At 72.3% G+C, this 14,593-nt stretch carries 17 protein-coding genes; 5 read left to right on the plus strand and 12 right to left on the minus strand.

Going from position 1 to position 14,593, the window contains the following annotated elements:
- Positions 1–295: 295 nt before the first annotated feature.
- The 4 genes from ACWEN0_RS47730 to ACWEN0_RS47745 all read right to left on the minus strand — a co-directional run bounded on the left by ACWEN0_RS47730 (position 296) and on the right by ACWEN0_RS47745 (position 3,711).
- Positions 296–1,531 (minus strand): MFS transporter, encoded by a 1,236-nt coding sequence (locus ACWEN0_RS47730; RefSeq protein WP_451988381.1) that lies wholly within the window; start codon positions 1,529–1,531, stop codon positions 296–298.
- A gap of 4 nt (positions 1,532–1,535) precedes the next feature.
- Positions 1,536–2,252 (minus strand): L,D-transpeptidase, encoded by a 717-nt coding sequence (locus ACWEN0_RS47735; RefSeq protein ID WP_451988382.1) that lies wholly within the window; start codon positions 2,250–2,252, stop codon positions 1,536–1,538.
- Between the two features lie 92 nt (positions 2,253–2,344).
- Positions 2,345–3,505, minus strand: coding sequence for a hypothetical protein (locus ACWEN0_RS47740; protein WP_451988383.1), 1,161 nt, complete (start codon positions 3,503–3,505; stop codon positions 2,345–2,347).
- A gap of 2 nt (positions 3,506–3,507) precedes the next feature.
- The gene (locus ACWEN0_RS47745) at positions 3,508–3,711 is read right to left on the minus strand and encodes a hypothetical protein (RefSeq protein WP_451988384.1); all 204 of its coding nucleotides are present in this window, start codon (positions 3,709–3,711) and stop codon (positions 3,508–3,510) included.
- A 231-nt stretch (positions 3,712–3,942) separates the two neighbouring features.
- Here ACWEN0_RS47745 and ACWEN0_RS47750 point away from each other — a divergent pair, with 231 nt between their 5' ends.
- From ACWEN0_RS47750 to ACWEN0_RS47760, 3 genes are all read left to right on the plus strand, one after another.
- Positions 3,943–4,881: a hypothetical protein gene (locus tag ACWEN0_RS47750; RefSeq protein ID WP_451988385.1), complete on the plus strand. Its 939-nt coding sequence runs from the start codon at positions 3,943–3,945 to the stop codon at positions 4,879–4,881.
- 136 nt (positions 4,882–5,017) lie between these two features.
- Positions 5,018–5,488, plus strand: a complete 471-nt coding sequence (locus ACWEN0_RS47755) for a hypothetical protein (protein ID WP_451988386.1) — start codon at positions 5,018–5,020, stop codon at positions 5,486–5,488.
- Positions 5,489–5,492: 4 nt separating this feature from the next.
- On the plus strand, positions 5,493–6,263 hold the full coding sequence (locus ACWEN0_RS47760) for a hypothetical protein (protein ID WP_451988387.1): 771 nt from the start codon (positions 5,493–5,495) through the stop codon (positions 6,261–6,263).
- A gap of 22 nt (positions 6,264–6,285) precedes the next feature.
- Here ACWEN0_RS47760 and ACWEN0_RS47765 read toward each other — a convergent pair whose 3' ends face one another.
- The 7 genes from ACWEN0_RS47765 to ACWEN0_RS47795 all read right to left on the minus strand — a co-directional run bounded on the left by ACWEN0_RS47765 (position 6,286) and on the right by ACWEN0_RS47795 (position 10,407).
- A complete protein-coding gene (locus ACWEN0_RS47765; protein WP_451988388.1) occupies positions 6,286–7,431 on the minus strand; it encodes a hypothetical protein in 1,146 nt (381 codons plus the stop codon).
- Positions 7,432–7,477: 46 nt separating this feature from the next.
- Positions 7,478–7,846 (minus strand): hypothetical protein, encoded by a 369-nt coding sequence (locus ACWEN0_RS47770; RefSeq protein ID WP_451988389.1) that lies wholly within the window; start codon positions 7,844–7,846, stop codon positions 7,478–7,480.
- A 120-nt stretch (positions 7,847–7,966) separates the two neighbouring features.
- Complete coding sequence (locus tag ACWEN0_RS47775) at positions 7,967–8,584, minus strand: hypothetical protein (RefSeq protein ID WP_451988390.1); 618 nt, start codon at positions 8,582–8,584, stop codon at positions 7,967–7,969.
- An 89-nt stretch (positions 8,585–8,673) separates the two neighbouring features.
- Positions 8,674–8,991 carry a hypothetical protein gene (locus ACWEN0_RS47780; RefSeq protein ID WP_451988391.1) on the minus strand — a complete coding sequence of 106 codons (318 nt, stop codon included), beginning with the start codon at positions 8,989–8,991 and terminating at the stop codon, positions 8,674–8,676.
- Entirely contained in the window at positions 8,991–9,644 is a 654-nt protein-coding gene (locus tag ACWEN0_RS47785) for a hypothetical protein (RefSeq protein ID WP_451988392.1), read from the minus strand. Before ACWEN0_RS47785 ends, ACWEN0_RS47780 begins: the two co-directional genes overlap by 1 nt.
- Positions 9,645–9,690: 46 nt before the next feature.
- Entirely contained in the window at positions 9,691–10,008 is a 318-nt protein-coding gene (locus tag ACWEN0_RS47790; RefSeq protein ID WP_451988393.1) for a hypothetical protein, read from the minus strand.
- 42 nt (positions 10,009–10,050) lie between these two features.
- On the minus strand, positions 10,051–10,407 hold the full coding sequence (locus ACWEN0_RS47795) for a hypothetical protein (protein ID WP_451988394.1): 357 nt from the start codon (positions 10,405–10,407) through the stop codon (positions 10,051–10,053).
- A gap of 383 nt (positions 10,408–10,790) precedes the next feature.
- Here ACWEN0_RS47795 and ACWEN0_RS47800 point away from each other — a divergent pair, with 383 nt between their 5' ends.
- On the plus strand, positions 10,791–12,533 hold the full coding sequence (locus ACWEN0_RS47800) for a hypothetical protein (RefSeq protein ID WP_451988395.1): 1,743 nt from the start codon (positions 10,791–10,793) through the stop codon (positions 12,531–12,533).
- Positions 12,534–12,646: 113 nt separating this feature from the next.
- Entirely contained in the window at positions 12,647–13,387 is a 741-nt protein-coding gene (locus ACWEN0_RS47805) for a hypothetical protein (RefSeq protein ID WP_451988396.1), read from the plus strand.
- A gap of 125 nt (positions 13,388–13,512) precedes the next feature.
- Here ACWEN0_RS47805 and ACWEN0_RS47810 read toward each other — a convergent pair whose 3' ends face one another.
- Positions 13,513–14,517 (minus strand): helix-turn-helix domain-containing protein, encoded by a 1,005-nt coding sequence (locus ACWEN0_RS47810; RefSeq protein ID WP_451988397.1) that lies wholly within the window; start codon positions 14,515–14,517, stop codon positions 13,513–13,515.
- Positions 14,518–14,593: the final 76 nt, after the last annotated feature.

The raw sequence follows: 14,593 nt of genomic DNA on the forward strand, positions 1-14,593 counted from the left end.
GCGGCAGCCCCGAAATGCCTGTTCAGGAAGTCAGGAGATCCGGTGTGCCGCGCCCCGCGGTCGGGCGGGGCGCGCTCGGCCAGGCGCCGGCGGCGGGAGCGGGGTCAAGGCGCGCGGGTGCTGTTCCCGCGGGGCCTTGACGCCCGACCGGCGGTGGCGCAGCGTGCGCGGCGTCCCGCCGGACGCGGGAGCGGCGACCCGGCGGTGAGGAAGCCGTGTTCCGACGTCCGCCGCCGGCGTGCCCGGCGACCTGGTGCTGTCCTGGTGGAGGGGTTTCCGCTGTTCAGAACAGTGATCAGCGGGGTGGGGCGGCGTGGTCCGGCGGGACCTGCTCGGTGGTCTCGCGGACCAGCCGGCGCGCGGGGCGGGTGGCGAGCGGCAGGCCCGCGGTGAGCGCGAGGGCTGCGGCGGTCACGGGAAGGAAGGCGGGTCCGGCGCCGTCGGCGAGGACACCGCCGAGGACACCGCCCGCGCCCATGCCGAGATAGACGATCGCGCCGCCGAGGGACAGCAGCAGCGGGGTGGTGCGGGTGTCGCCGAGGTCGGCCAGCCAGGAGTTCAGTGGCGGCCCGACCGCCCAGGCGGCAGCGCCCCACACGGCGACGACGAGCAGCGTGGTGGCCGAGTGCGTGGTGGCCGGGTCGAGCAGGAGCAGTGCGGCGGCGGCGGTGCCGCCGGCGGTGAGGAGGACGGCGCGGGGGCCGATCCGGGCGATCAGGTGTCCGGCGACGAGTGTTCCGGCGACCGCGCCGAGGCCGTAGGCGGCCAGGTAGAGGCTGATCGGCCCGCCGACGCCGCGGTGGGTGCCGAGCAGCAGCGCGAGGTACGGGTACACGGCTCCGGTGCTGGTCCAGGTGAGGATGCCGCCGCCGAGGAGTCGGCCGACGCCGGGGCGCGCGGCTGCGGCCAGCCGTTCGCGCAGGCCCTGCTCGGGCGGGGCGGCCGCCGTGGGGGCGGTGGTCTCGACGAGGGCTGCGACGAGCGCGCACAGCACGGCGATGGTTCCCATGGCGGCGCGGAACCCGGCCGCGGCGGCGAGCGCGGCGCCGCCGGGAACGCCGATCAGCAGGGACAGGGTCAGTCCGGTCAGGGCGCGCGCCATCGCGCGGGGCCGGTGCGCGGGCGGGCTCGCGGCGGCGGCCAGGCCCACCGCGGTGGCGGTGGTCAGCGCGGCGCCCAGCGCGGTCACCACGCGGCCGAGGACCAGCAGCGGATAGGTCGGCGCGGCGGCGACAACGATGTCGCCGACGGCGAGCACGGTCAGGCACGCGACCAGCAGGTGCCGGCGGTCCCAGCGGCCGGTGGCAACGGCGATCGGCGGGCCGGCCAGGCCGCAGACGGCGGCGAAGACGGTGGCCAGCTGGGCGGCGCGCACGCCGGAGGTGTGCAGCTCGGTGATGAGGGCGGGCAGGAGCCCGGCGACGACGTGCCCGCTGGTGCCCACGCAGAAGGTCGCCAGCACCAGGCCGGTCGACGGCGGAACCCAGCGGGCGCGGGTGGCCGGGACGCGGACGGCGGCGGTGGGCGGCACGGGGCTACCGGATGAGCACGGGGGTTCCTGGCGCGGCGCACACGGCCAGCACCGGGATCGCTTCGGGTGGCAGGACCACCGAGCCGTCGGTGGCGGGCAGTCCCCGGGTCGCGCCGGGCCAGGTGTGCAGGCCGACGGCGGCGATGCCCGCGCCCCAGGCCAGGTGGGTGCGCATGTGACTGGCCAGCAGCAGCGCGCGGTCGACCAGGCCGCGGGCGGGGTGGATCTCGCCGAGGACGAAGGTCCGGCCGTGCGGAGTCGGGGTGGTGGCCCGTCCGACGCCGGCGGGCCAGGTCAGCAGGTTTCGGCCGTGGTGCAGCGTGACCGAGCGGGCACTGGTGTCGATCTCGATGTGGGTCGGATGCTCGGCGAGCTCGACGCGGTCGTCGCGTTTGAGCCAGCCGACCGCGCCGTCCGGCCGGGTCGGCAGCAGCACCTGCACCCAACCGTGTCGCTCGTCGACGACCGGCAGCCAGGTGGGCAGGCCGGGGTGGATCTGCACCGGGAGCAGGGCGAACGGGGCGCCGCCGGGCACGGGGTACACCGGGACCGGGGTGCGCGGCCGGAGCCGGATCGGCAGCGGCCGGGCGCGCAGCGCCTGGTCTCGCGGCGCAGACTGCATGGTGGCCGACCAGGCGGCCACCGGCAGGACCGGACGGGACTGGATGTCGTGGCTCTGGTGGCCGGCGGGCCGTTCGGCCACTCGCAGGTCGTGGTTCATGGCGTGGGTTCCCCCGAAGCAGAGGCAGATGGATGTGGCCGTCCCGGTGCGGGAGCGGCCGAGGCGCGGTGACGTGGGTGCGGAGCGGTGCGCTATCGCGCGGCCGGGACGGGCGCGGCGGACAGCCGCCAGGCGAGGGTGGCGTTGGCCTCGGCTTCCTCCGGCGTGCGGCGGCCGAGACCGCAGGCGGCGGCGACCGCGTCGACGGGCCGGCCGAGGGCCTGCTCGACGAGTTCGAGGGCGCGGGCGGAGGCGTCGGGGTGGTGCTCGTCGACCAGGCCCGCGTACACCTGGACGTCCTCGCGCAGCCGGCGCAGCACCTCGTAGTCCGACGGCCTGGTCGAGGGCGCGGTCTCGCCGTCGCACAGGGCGAGGTGCACCGGCGGCATCGGCCGCCCGGCGCGGTCGAGCCGCGCGGCCAGGGCGTTGGTGAATTTGACCAGCGGAGTCAGGTCGCGCACGCCGGAGATCGGCTTGTGCCCGAGGTCGCCGCGGCACCAGTCGTGCAGGACGAGCCGGGTCTGCGGGGGCAGTGCGGCGATGACGCCGGCGAGCTGGCGGGTGAGCAGCCTGGTCACCAGCGGCCACGCAGCGCGGGGCGCCCGGTCGTAGGCGACCATCACCGCGGGGCTTTCCAGCTGGATGACGACCTCGTCGTTCCACCGGTCGGCCAGTTGCTGGATCTGCTCGACCTCGTCGGCGATCGCGGCGGTGAACGTCGGCAGGTGCTTGAGCGCGCCGCGGATCGCGGCCAGCGCCGCGGCCGGCGGCAGCAGCCGCATCGCCGCGGCGGGCACGCCGAAGGCGAACAGGCTCAGGTCCAGCGGCGCGGGCATCGACACCTGATAGGGCGGCAGGTGGGCGGCGCTGAGCTGGCGGCGGGCGGCGATCGCGGCCGAGACCTCCGGGGCGCGGCGCGGGCCGACGTCACCGGGGCCGAGGACGTCGCCGCGGCGGACCCGGTAGACCGGCATCCGGGTGTAGCCGGAGGAGTCGCCGTCGAGCACGAGCTCGAACGGTCCGCGGTCGCGCAGGCTCTCCAGCCAGTTGATGATCCAGCGCGGGTCGCGGTCGCACGGCAGCGTGGTCAGCTGCGCGGGGTCCGCGCGGTCGAGCAGCCACTGCATGCCCGCCCGGTCTGTGTTCGCGAGCGTCGGCGGCAGCGAGCCGACGAAGTGCACGCGGCGCCGGCCGCCCGAGTCGTCTTCGGCGGTGTCGGTCTCGTCTGAACTGCGGTGATCCAGCAGCGACATGGTCAATCCCCCTCCGGTGCCGGGTCGGGGTCGGCCTCGTCGAGGACCTTGCCGGTGACCTGCTGCCACCGGCAGCAGGAACCGCACCAGCCATACGGCGACTCCGGGCCGTCGCTGTGTTCCTCGACCTCGGCGGGGACGGTGTACGAGTGCCCGCAGAGCAGGTCGTAGCGGATCTCGCGGTGTTCGACGCTCGATGTGCTCACGGCCCACGCGCCCTTCCCCCGCCGGGTTCACTCCCCACCCGACACGTCCATATCAGTTGACATTATGCGACGACACTAACCCTGACCGGGGTAGTGATGTCAACTGATGTGGACGTATTGCCGACGCTGGCCCGACGCCACGGAGCGATCGGGCGCGGCGGGGACCGCACGATGAGGTGAAGTTCGGCGAGGCGATGTATCCGCGCGCAGCGTGGCTGTACCGGTACAGGCATGACCCGAATGGAGATCGACCTCGCGTACTTCAACTACGAGCACGGCGGCATGACGAACGCCTCGGCCCGCGGGGAGAACCCGCCCGGCGGCTTCGACTTCACCGGCCTGGTGCGGACGATGCGCGAGCGCTGGCCGCACGTGCTCGTGATGGGAGAGGGCGACTACTACGAATACTTCGGCGGGGCTGGGATGTGGGGCGCGGCGGAGGCCATGCGCGAGGCCGGGGGACGGGCGTACGTGCCGCTGCCCTGCGCGTTGCCGCGGGAGTGGGGGCCGTTCGCGCCGTGCATCTTCTTCGACGCCCAGACCCTGATCGTGCAGCGCTGGTTCGACCACCGCGCCCCGGATTTCGCCGCGCGCAACCGGAACCTGCTGACCGTGCGGCCGGTGGGCGGCGAAGAGATCCTGAACCTGGTCACGGGGCACGGCGACCTGCACGAGGAGAACTACCGCGTCGCCGACGCCAAGGAACGCCGCTGGCTGGCGTACAAGGGGCGGCTGAGCGCGGTGCTGATGGACATGAACGAACACCTCTCCGGCCCGAAGTTCGAGCCGACCGACCTGGAGGACCGAGCGATCTACGACCAGCCCTCCCACTACCTGCACCGGATGCGCCACACCGCCGGCCAGCCGGACCGTCCGTACCGGCGCGCGACCTCGGCGCTGGACTACCTGTGCGGGGCCTGGAACGACCAGGAGGGTCGCCGCGAGGGCGGGATCGGGTTTGTGGACATGGCCGAGCAGGCCGGGATCTACACCGGAACCAACCTGCCCAAGCCGAACGGGCGGCAGTGCTCGCAGATCGACCACATCCTGCTCAGCCCGGCGCTGGCCGACCGGGTGGTGCCGGGCTCGGCGTGCATCCACGAGCCGGTCGACCCGGCCGACCCCGACAGCGACCACAAGCGGCTGAGCGTGACGGTCGCGGTCGGGTAGGCAGCAGGACGCCGGGGGAGAGTCGCGCGGTAGCCGGACGGGTCGGCTCGGCGCGAGGCTGACCCGATCCGGTAAGTCGGGTGAGATCCCGTCTCGTGACGGGATTTCCCCGGCTCGCCGGTGCGAGTTTCGGATCATGACGACGTCTACGGAATCGCCGCTCGTGTTGGTGCTGAGCTGGCTCGGCGGCCTCGCCGGCCACTACAGCGGCGACTACCTCGTCCAGCGCGACTGCGATTCGCAGCGCAAGCAGGAACGCAGCCTGGCGGGCCGGCGGGCGCTGCTCCGGCACGCGGTCACCTACGCGCTGAGCTTGTCCGGCACCCGCGCCGCGGCCTACCGGGTGGCCGGGACGCGGGTGCCGCTGCGGGCGCAGCTGGCCGCCGCGGTCGTCGAGGCGGTGCTGCACGCGGTGATCGACGACGGGCGGCTGCTTCGCCGCTACGCCGAGCTGGTCGGCAAGACCCGGTTCCACGACCTGACCGCGGACGGGATCAACGGCCGGTCGCTGCTGGACCAGGCGGTGCACCTCGGCGTGCAGCTGCCGATCGGTGCGGCCGTGACCGCGACGGTGGCGCGGATGGCGACAGCCCACTCGCTAGCGTGATGATGTGAGCACTGATAGCCAGGACACCCCCGAAGAACCTGCCCCGCATCGTGCGGGAGCGACCTGGTCGGCCGCGGACAGCGCGACCTTGCTCGACGGGCTCCGCGACGGCATTCCCCTCGACGATCTGGCCGAGACGTTGCAGCGCCGGATCAGCGCGGTCCAGGCCCGCTGCAAGAAGATGCTCCCGCCCGAACTTCAGGCCACGGTGCTCCGCGCCGACGCCGACGTGGTGCTGCGGGATCTTCTCGCCTCCGACCCGGATTTCGACGCCGAAGCCAACCTCGACCGCAACACCGCACGCCGGTGGAACCCCCAGCGGGACGAGATCCTGACCCAAGGCTGGAAAGACCGCCGTCCGCTGGCCGAGCTGGTCGCCGCGGTGTCGGCGTCCGAGACCGACATCGCCGGACGGCTGATCCGGCTGGGGCTCGCGGCCGACAGCCTCGCCGTGGCCGGACGGCTCGGCTGCGCACCCGGTGGCGCCCTGGACCTGCGCTGCCGCATGATGCGCGACCGCGCCGCCGCCAGCGTCTGGGTCCTGGTCGTCGACGGGCTGCCCGACGGTCGGCACGTCTCCCTCCACGCCACCCGAGGCGACGCCCGCGACCACTTCGGCGCGATCACCCCGGACAGCACGCCGGCCGACGACGTCGTCGCCACGGTCGCCGAACGAGCGCTCGGATCGCGCCACGGCCCGGTCGAAACCCTGACCCACCCGGGCACCGTCGCGAAGCGGGCCGGCGAGAGCCCGCTGCCGGGCTGCTCGGGGTAGGTCAGCGCCGGAAGGCCCTGGCCTATCCGGTTCTCTCCACGGTCAGGGCGGGGATGCCTTTGCGGCTGTGCCGCTCGCGCGAGGTCGGGAGCTCGGCGCGGTCCAACTCCGCCAACAGGGCGGCCATGGTGTCGCGGTGTTCCTGGTTCGTCCTGCTCCACAGTTTCTCGATGGCGATCATGCGCCGGGCGGCGGGCACGGTGTCGGCGAGGGCGCGGTGCCCACTGTGTGCGCTGCGCAGTGTCTCGGTGTCAAGCAGCCAGGCCGGAGGCAGCAGGTGCCGGTCCGGGTACACGGCCCGAGCGATCCCGCGGCAGGCCGCCACCCATTCGTCGACGTGATCGCGCAGCCAGGTCTGCGTCCGGACTTGCTCGTCGAGCGAGCCGAGGGACTTGCTCAGGGTGCGATCGCCCAGGCCGACGGCCCGGCCGAGCGAGCGCAGGCCCCAGCCGTCGACCACCGCCGCGGCGGCGTCGGCTCGCTGGCAGTCGGCCAGCATCGCGGGCACGGCGTGGCGGATGGCCTGGGCGGCGAGCTGGCGGGCGCGGTGGTCGCCGGCGTGGGCGCTGCGGCCGAGCAGTTGGTGTTGGAGCACCCGGTACAGCTCGGCGACGGCGTCCCGTGCCGCCGGAGTGTCGAGGTCGAGCGCGGGCGGTTTAGGTTGGCACTCAGGGTGCTCACCTTCTCTGGCCAGCCAGAAGTCGACCATCAGAGCATCGCGGCCGACTTTGACGAGGTAGTCCAGGGCGGGTCGCGAGTCGTAGTCCCACGTTGATCGCGGGCTGATGCCGGTGTGCGCCAGGGCGAAGTCGCTGAACTCCCACGCGCGCGGCGTGACACCATCCGGAAACGGTGTCGCAGCAGCGATTCCCGTAGCGTCGTAGGCATCGAGCTGCTCGCCGTCGAGTACGCGCTGAACGAAGGCGGCGGCCAGGGCTCGGGCTGTCACGTCCCGGCTGTAGCGCAGGCCGTCCACCACCGCGGGGGTCACGTAGCCGCGGGCCTGCTTCTTCACCATCGCGGTCACCATGTCGACAGTCGGGCCGTCGCACCACCGCAGGCGCCACTCGCCCATGGTGCCGTGTTGCTCGTAGTCGGCCTCGATCGCGATCCCGGCTGCGGCGGCGACGCGGCGAACCACGCTGCGGATCTTCGCGGATCGACTCATGCGACAACCCTCTCAGGTTGGCACGCCGAGTACCAACCTTGATTGATCAGCGCTTACGTTCCTTCATCCGCTTTGCGAGGCGGGTCAGCGTGGTCTTCGACAGCTCCACGTCGAGGGGACGATGTTCCGGCAGGTATTCCAGCTGCGCGGGGTTGACCCGCAGTACCAGGTCGATGTTTTCGCCATGCTCGTCGTCGGTGATGTCCGCGGATTCGATATCGCCCGAAATCCCACCTGAGTGGCCGACGATGTTGAACCCCAACGCGGTTCGTTCCTTCTCCAGCGCTGCGAGCAGGGCGTCCGGCCAGCCGTCGGCGGAGTGCATCACCACGTCGACGGTGGCGGTGCGGCGGCCCGCGTCCTCGGCGCGGATCGCGGCTTGAGCGACACTCCAGGACTCGCCCGTCTCGTTCATGCGCGCGAGTACGCGTTTGTCTCGGCCCACAGATGGTCCTCTCAGTGATCGAGTGAGAGCGGTTGGTCGTTGCGGTGTACGAAATGATGACGCCCTGGAGCTGGCGGGATGCCGGAGGGCTTATCGCTGGCCCTTGCGGGCGAAGCGGCCGACGACCCGCGCTACTTCGGGGAGCCCGGCGTCGTGGAGCGCGGTGGCCAGCTCGTCGTCGGTGAGCACGTCGCTGCTCAGCTGGGCCTCGATGCGCTCGAGCTTCGCGGTGTCGATCCTGTCGGTCATCGTGGCCTCCGGTTGAGTCCAGATCCATCGCCAGCCTTCGGGGGTTTCCCGCAGGGTGTAGCCCTCGGCGTTCTGGTCGCCGAACCGGGTTTTCTTGTAGGCCACGGAGTTGTAGCGCTCCAGGTCGCGGTCGTCGAAGTTGACGAGCACGACGAGGTGGCCGTCGCTCGGCCCGCCGGCAACGCGGGTGGTCAGGTCGACTGCGACCCGGCGGGGCTGTTCCCTGGGCGCGAGCGGGCGTTCGTGCTGGCCCTCGTACTTCAGAACCCAGCCGGTGGCGGTCTGAGTGAGGATGTAGCGCTCGAGCACGTCCGGCGCGTGTGCGTCGAGCATGTTCGGGTTGATGTCGATCGGCGTGCCCTCGACCAGTTGGTCGTTGGTGTCGTATTCCTCGAACTGCTGCTCGCCGTCCCGGTACTCCAGGGGGCCGCCCTCGTAGGGCACGCGGATGGTCGTCATCGCGGTGCCCGCCTTCCGGATGCCGCGGCGCCGGGTGTGCTCCGTTTGTTGTTGTCCCGCAAGGGCTTCTCCTGTTTCCTCTCGGACGGTCAGCCGTGCTCGGCGTCGAGGTGGTCGAGTTCGCCGATGACGGCGGCGAACGTGTCGTCGTGGGTGTAGGTCCAGTAGACGTGCTTCGGGTCGACGATGCGGCGGTGGGCCCGGTCCCACGGGACCCGGCGGCAGATGCCCATCCGCTCGAGTGCCCGCAGCTGCTGGTAGACGAGCGGGCCCTTGCGCCAGGGCAGCAGGTGATCCGGCGGCACTTGGCGCAGTTCGTCGGTCGAGGGCGGTTCCGTCGCGTCCCGCAGCGCGGCCAGCAGGCATTCGCGCAGCAGCACCGTCCGCCGGGAGGGCCGCCGGGACATCAGGCGGCCTCGGGGTGCAGCAGGAGGTCGTCGGGATCGAGTCCGGTGATGCGGTAGGCCGTGCGCAGGCACGCCTTGCAGCTCGGCACGCGGACTCGGTCGGCCGGGTCGTCGAGGTTGGCGAACAGCAGGTGCCTGGCGCGCGAGGGCGTCCAGCACAGCGAGCGGTCGGCGTCGCGGTGCAGGCGGCCCGCGTGCAGCTGTTCGCGCACGATGATGTGCTCGGCGCCGGAGACGTGGAACTCGTAGTGGTGCGGGCCGCTGTAGTTGTAGGCCACGGACACCGGCACCGGCAGCGCCTTGGCCAGCTGCGCCCAGGCTCGCGCGGCGGCCTCGCCGCGGGCCGTGGCGGCGCGGTCGGCGTTGGTGGGCTGGTAGCCCGGTTCCCACGGCGCCGGCGGGCGGGGCGGCTCGGGCGGTGCGGGCTCGGCGGCCGCGGCGAGGTCGAGCAGCACCAGCTCGCGGTTGGTCATCGCCCGCAGGATGAACGGCTTGCCGAGGATCGCCGAGGCCCAGTCGTGCCGCCCGGCGACGAACCGCTCGACCCGGGTCAGCTGCGCGGGATCGACGAACGAGGACGAGGTGCGCGCGGCCTGTTCGCGCAGCGTGGCGAGTTGGCTGTCGGTGAGTCGGGTCGCCGGTGGCGAGGTCATCTCGTTCCTCCTCCTCGGTGCGGCCGGGTTTGGGCGGGGCGCGGCGCTAGTCCCCGGCGGTGGCGCTGTCGTCGGCTTCGCGCTCGTAGGTTCCTGCGGGGAAGTCGCCTTCGAGGTACAGCACGGTGGTCCGCTCGCCGATGCGGCCGGTGAGGTTGGTTTCGGCGGCGGCGTCGATGCCGACCACGATCTGCTCGCCGATCAGGGTGCCGTCGGGCTTGTCCAGCGCTTCGATGACGACCAGGCGGTCGTCGGGGACGGCCAGCGGCACGGTGTCGGGCACGCCCAGGGCTCGGGCCAGATCCCGTGCGGTTCGCGGTGGCTGGGCGGGCTTGTACTGGTAGTTCTCGTAGCGCATCATCACGGTCCTTTCCTCGGGACGATCCGTGCCGTCCCGGTGGTGGCGTTACCGCCGGCGTCGGGGCGAGTCGTCGAAGTAGGCCACGGAGTTGCGGGACGGGTGCGGCGTGGCGGTCGGCTGCCCGACCCGGGCGTCGCCGAGCAGCAGCTCGCCCTCCAGGGCGTAGCGGTCGCCGCACTTGGTGATGCCGGTGATCCGCGCGACGGCCAGGACCGTTCCGGCCAGGTCGACGATCTGCACCTCGTCCTGCTTCAGCGCCCGGTCGGCGTCGAGCACCCACACGCCGCGTCCGGCCAGCCAGGCGTCCTGCTCGGACATCCCCGGCCAGCTGCCGATGCGGGAGCGGTCCAGCCAGTCGTCCGCCGGGGCGGGCCGCTCCGCCCCGAGCTGAATCTGCAACACGCAACCTCCCGAAGTAGCTTTCTAACTTGTTGCAAAGTTACCCCTCATCCGCTAGCTTTGCAACAAGTTAGAAAGCTCAACGCCGACGGCGATCAACAGGCTCTCGACCAGAGATTTCAGGCTAAATGTCACGTGTCGACCGGACGGGATCGCGAGATTGTCGGTGGTGGGTTCTACAGTGGCGTCGTCACGTCGAGCTGTTGCTGAACGCGCGTGACGTTGTCCCCGCGCCAGCGGGGTGAAGCAGTACTTCCCGGCGTTAGCGGGGTTTGCGCATCAGCAGCGCAGCACGGCCGATCTGGCCGTGAGGATTTCAACGCCCCTGACGGGCGCGCCGTCGCCTGCGCACATTTCGCTTACACCCCAAGGGAAGGAGCTGCCCCATGCCCCGCATCGTCAACCGGTACGCCGGCACCTGCCGCCTCTGCGGCCAGGACGTGCCCGCCGAGGAAGGCGTCGCCGTCAAGGACACCCCGGCCGCGGCCTGGGAGGTCGAGCACGACGGCGGCTGCCCGCCGAACCCGCACAACCCCGACGGCGCGCCGACGTGGGAGATCGGCGGCGGCGAGGGCTACGGCCGGCAGGCGTTCGTGCCCGGCGCGACGCGGCGCGAGCAGTGGTGGACCGGCCAGCACAATCCCGGTCCGGACGCCGTCCCCGGTGGCGTGCTGATCTCCGAGAGCGGTGGGAACCGTCAGGTCTCCGGGGTGGTCACCGTGGTCACCGCCCACGCGAAGTACTTCGCCGAGGAGGGGATGAGCTTCGGGGTCGGCGACGAGGAAGGCCACTACTTCTCGGCGCGAGTGCGGGCCGCCACCGACGCGGAGGCCGCGCCGGTCCTGGAGGCCGAGGTCCGCCAGACGGCCCGCGCGGAACTGCGCGACCGGTGCACGCGGCTGCTGGCCTGGCGATTCGGCCGGGTCGAGGACGCGGTTCGGCCGCCGTCCGGTGCTCCGGAACTCGACGGGCTCCGGTCGCTGCCGCAGGTGCCGCTGCGCCCGCAGGACGACCGGCCGCTCTACGCCGACGAACTGCTCGTCGACGAGCCGGGCGGCTGGGTGTGGACGGTCGTGCACAACGGCATGGACGGCGACGACTTCTCGGTCAACAACATCCCCGGCCACGTCGCCGCCCGCCACCCGCTCACCGACGAACGCCGCCGGCTCGTCGCCGACCTGCGCGCCGAGTTCGGCTCCCTCGAGGAGTGGGACCGCGCGGGAATCCCGCGCGAGGCCGCGCAGATCCTCGTGCGCTCCGGCGCCGAGCTGCACGACGTCACCGACTACCGGACCGCGGTGTCGATCACCGACGCCGAGGACGCGGACGCCTACCTCGCCCGCACCCCGCGGCAGTGGGCGGACGCGGGCTGGGAGTGGCCGAAGGGACGGCGCTGGCCGGCGGCCGAGGCGGCGCGGCTGGCCGAGGCGGGGATCAGCCACGAACGGGCCGAGCAGCTGCGCGCGGCGGGGTTCGCCACCGTGGCGGAGGTCCTGGCGGCCGCGCCGCCGCAGCTGCCCGCCACCGCGGGCCGCTTCGTGCTGAGCAACTGCGGCGTCGGGCCGCGCGTGCAGGTCACCGACGATCCGGAGGAGGCCCGCCAACACCTCGCCCGCGACCCGCAGACCTGGGCGAACTGGGAACACGTCCCCGACGTCACCGTGGTCCACGCGGCGAAGTCCGCGGCCATGGACGGCGGGCACCGGGGCTGGCAGCTGTGGTCGGACGGCGCGCTGTCGATCGGATACTGGTGCGAACCGCGCGACCGCGGCCGCGACCGGCCGACGTCGTTGTCCGCGGCCGCCGAAGAGGTGATCAGCCTGGTGGTCGTGGCCGGCAACCCGGAGATCCGCGACCGGGCAACGTGGCAGCCGCTGCTCACCGCGACCGGACATCAGGCGACGACGATCGACGAAGCCGAGGAGGACGGGATCAGCAGCGGCGAGACCGCCGCACTCGTCCGCCACGACGTCACCCTGGCCGACGGCACGATCCGCATCCTGTTCGACGTGGTCACCGGCTGGTGGTACCACGGCGAGGACGCCGACGCCGGCGAACGCCACTGGATGAGCACGGACGAGACCGCCGCCCGACGCTACTACCGGGAGCACCGGCCGAAACGGCGGTGACTCAACGGAGATTGGGCCCCGCTGGAGTCCCCATTATCTCGGGGCGGCCGAACGCTCTTGTCGGGGGCGGATGGGACGCTGGCGGAACCGACCACGGAAGGGATTCGCGACTGATGACCTACCAGCCTGAGCGAGAATTGAACCTGACCTACGACCCGCAGCGGGGATGGTTCAACTTCGTGCTCTACAGCGAAACACCGAAGGTTTGGGGTTCTGCGCTCAACGCCACCCAGCAACTGCGCGAGTCCAGCCGGTACACGCAGGAATGGATTGGCCGGTTGCAGGACACCGAGCCGACCCCGCTTCACATGGCCCTGGTCTCCAACAACGAGGCCCCGCGGCTGTGGAATCCCTGCGTCTTCGACGACCCCGAGTCGCCGTCGGCGGTCGCCGGCGACGGCTGCCTGTGCCTGACGACCCTCTACGATCCGCTCACCTGGATGCCGGTGGTGAAACAGCACTACCGCACGGTCAGCGGGAACATCGAGAACTGGACCTACTGGACGTTCTCCCCGTTGTCGCTGCCCGAGGGCCAGGTACTGGAACGGTTGATCATCGACCAGGACGCCGGCGTCATGTGGCTGCGCAACGACCGCGGCGAGCTGCACTTCCTCCCCGAGAAGACCGGCGAGGGCTACAGCGTCGGCTACGGCGGCGGTGGGCCCGGGAAGCTCGCCGAGATGATCGAGAAGATCGTGGCCTCCGACGGTCACGACGTCACCCCGGACACGAGCCAAGTGACCGCGAATCGTCATCTGAACGACTGGACGTCCTCGCCCGTGTCGGACCGGACGCAGGAGTTGTCCCTGGCGCAGCTGCGGACCCTGCGGGCGACTGGGACCACACCGGCCTGATCGCCCTGCTCGACGACGATCACCGGGGGCCCGCCGTCGGTCGCGGCTGACATCGTCAACAGCGGGGGGCATCCCTCCCGACCGTTTCCCGAGAGTTGTGTTGCCAACGACCCGGCCCAGGACATCTAGTGGTCGCCGGGGCCGAGCAGGAACGGAGGGGGACCGCCGAGGGCGGCGTTGCGGGCCTTCGCGGCTCGCACCGCGGCCTGCATCGTGCGCGTGTGGCCGTACCGGATGTGCTTGGCGAGGTTGTCCAGCTCGGGATCGACCAGCGCGGCCGGGCCGGGCGGGCACAGGCCGCAGTGCTCGCAGACCACTTCGACCGCCTCCGCCGGCACCTGGGTGATCTGCCCGCAGCTCGGCCGGGGGCAGGTGATGAAGCTGTCGTGCGGGAGCAGGTCGTCCGGGGTCACCTGGTGTTCGGTGCCGCACTGGGAGCAGCGCAGGGTCGCCGGCACGCTCCAGTCGACGCTGCGGTCGGCGTGCATCCGGTGCGAGACCGAGGACGGCGAGGCCACCAGCTCGCAGTTCGGGCACCGGGCGTACCAGGTGTCCACGGCGCGCTGGATCAGCGGGTAGGCGGTGACCGCCTCCGGTGCCGCCGCGGCGACGGGCTCGAGCGCCTTCTCCACGACGACCGGCGCCGGGATCGCGGGCACCGCGACGTCGACGCGGTCCGTCGGCTGCTGGTAGACGCTGGCGAGGGCGGCGACGAGCCGGGTCCGGTTCTCCGGCGGTCTCCAGGCGGCGGGCAGCCGTCCGGCTTCGGCTTCGCCGAGCAGCCAGTCCGAGCAGCGCAGCCGCGGCCGGGCCAGCAGCGGGCGCAGGCGCGCGGCGGCGGCCCGCAGGGTCAGCCCGGCGCCGCGGCGAAGCACCGCGAGGTCGACCTGGTCCGGGTCGGCGCCGGTCAGCTCGCGGACGTCGCAGTCCAGGGCGCTGGCCAGCCTCGCGATGCGCGCCGGCTCGGGTGTCGCCTGGCCCTTCTCGTAGCGGATGAGCTGGCGCCGCGAGGTGCCGACGCGGTCGGCGAGCTCGTCGAGCGACAGCCCGGGACGGCCGCGGTCGGTCCGCGGCATCGTGGTGCGGATGCGCTTCAGCGCGGCACCGTCGAAGCTGGCCTGCCCTCGCATGCGACCACCCTAAACGACACGTGTCTTTTAGCGTGATGCCCCTGGTGGGGATCAGTCTCCATTCACTCCCCGATTA

It is taken from the genome of Amycolatopsis sp. NPDC004378 (assembly GCF_053602455.1).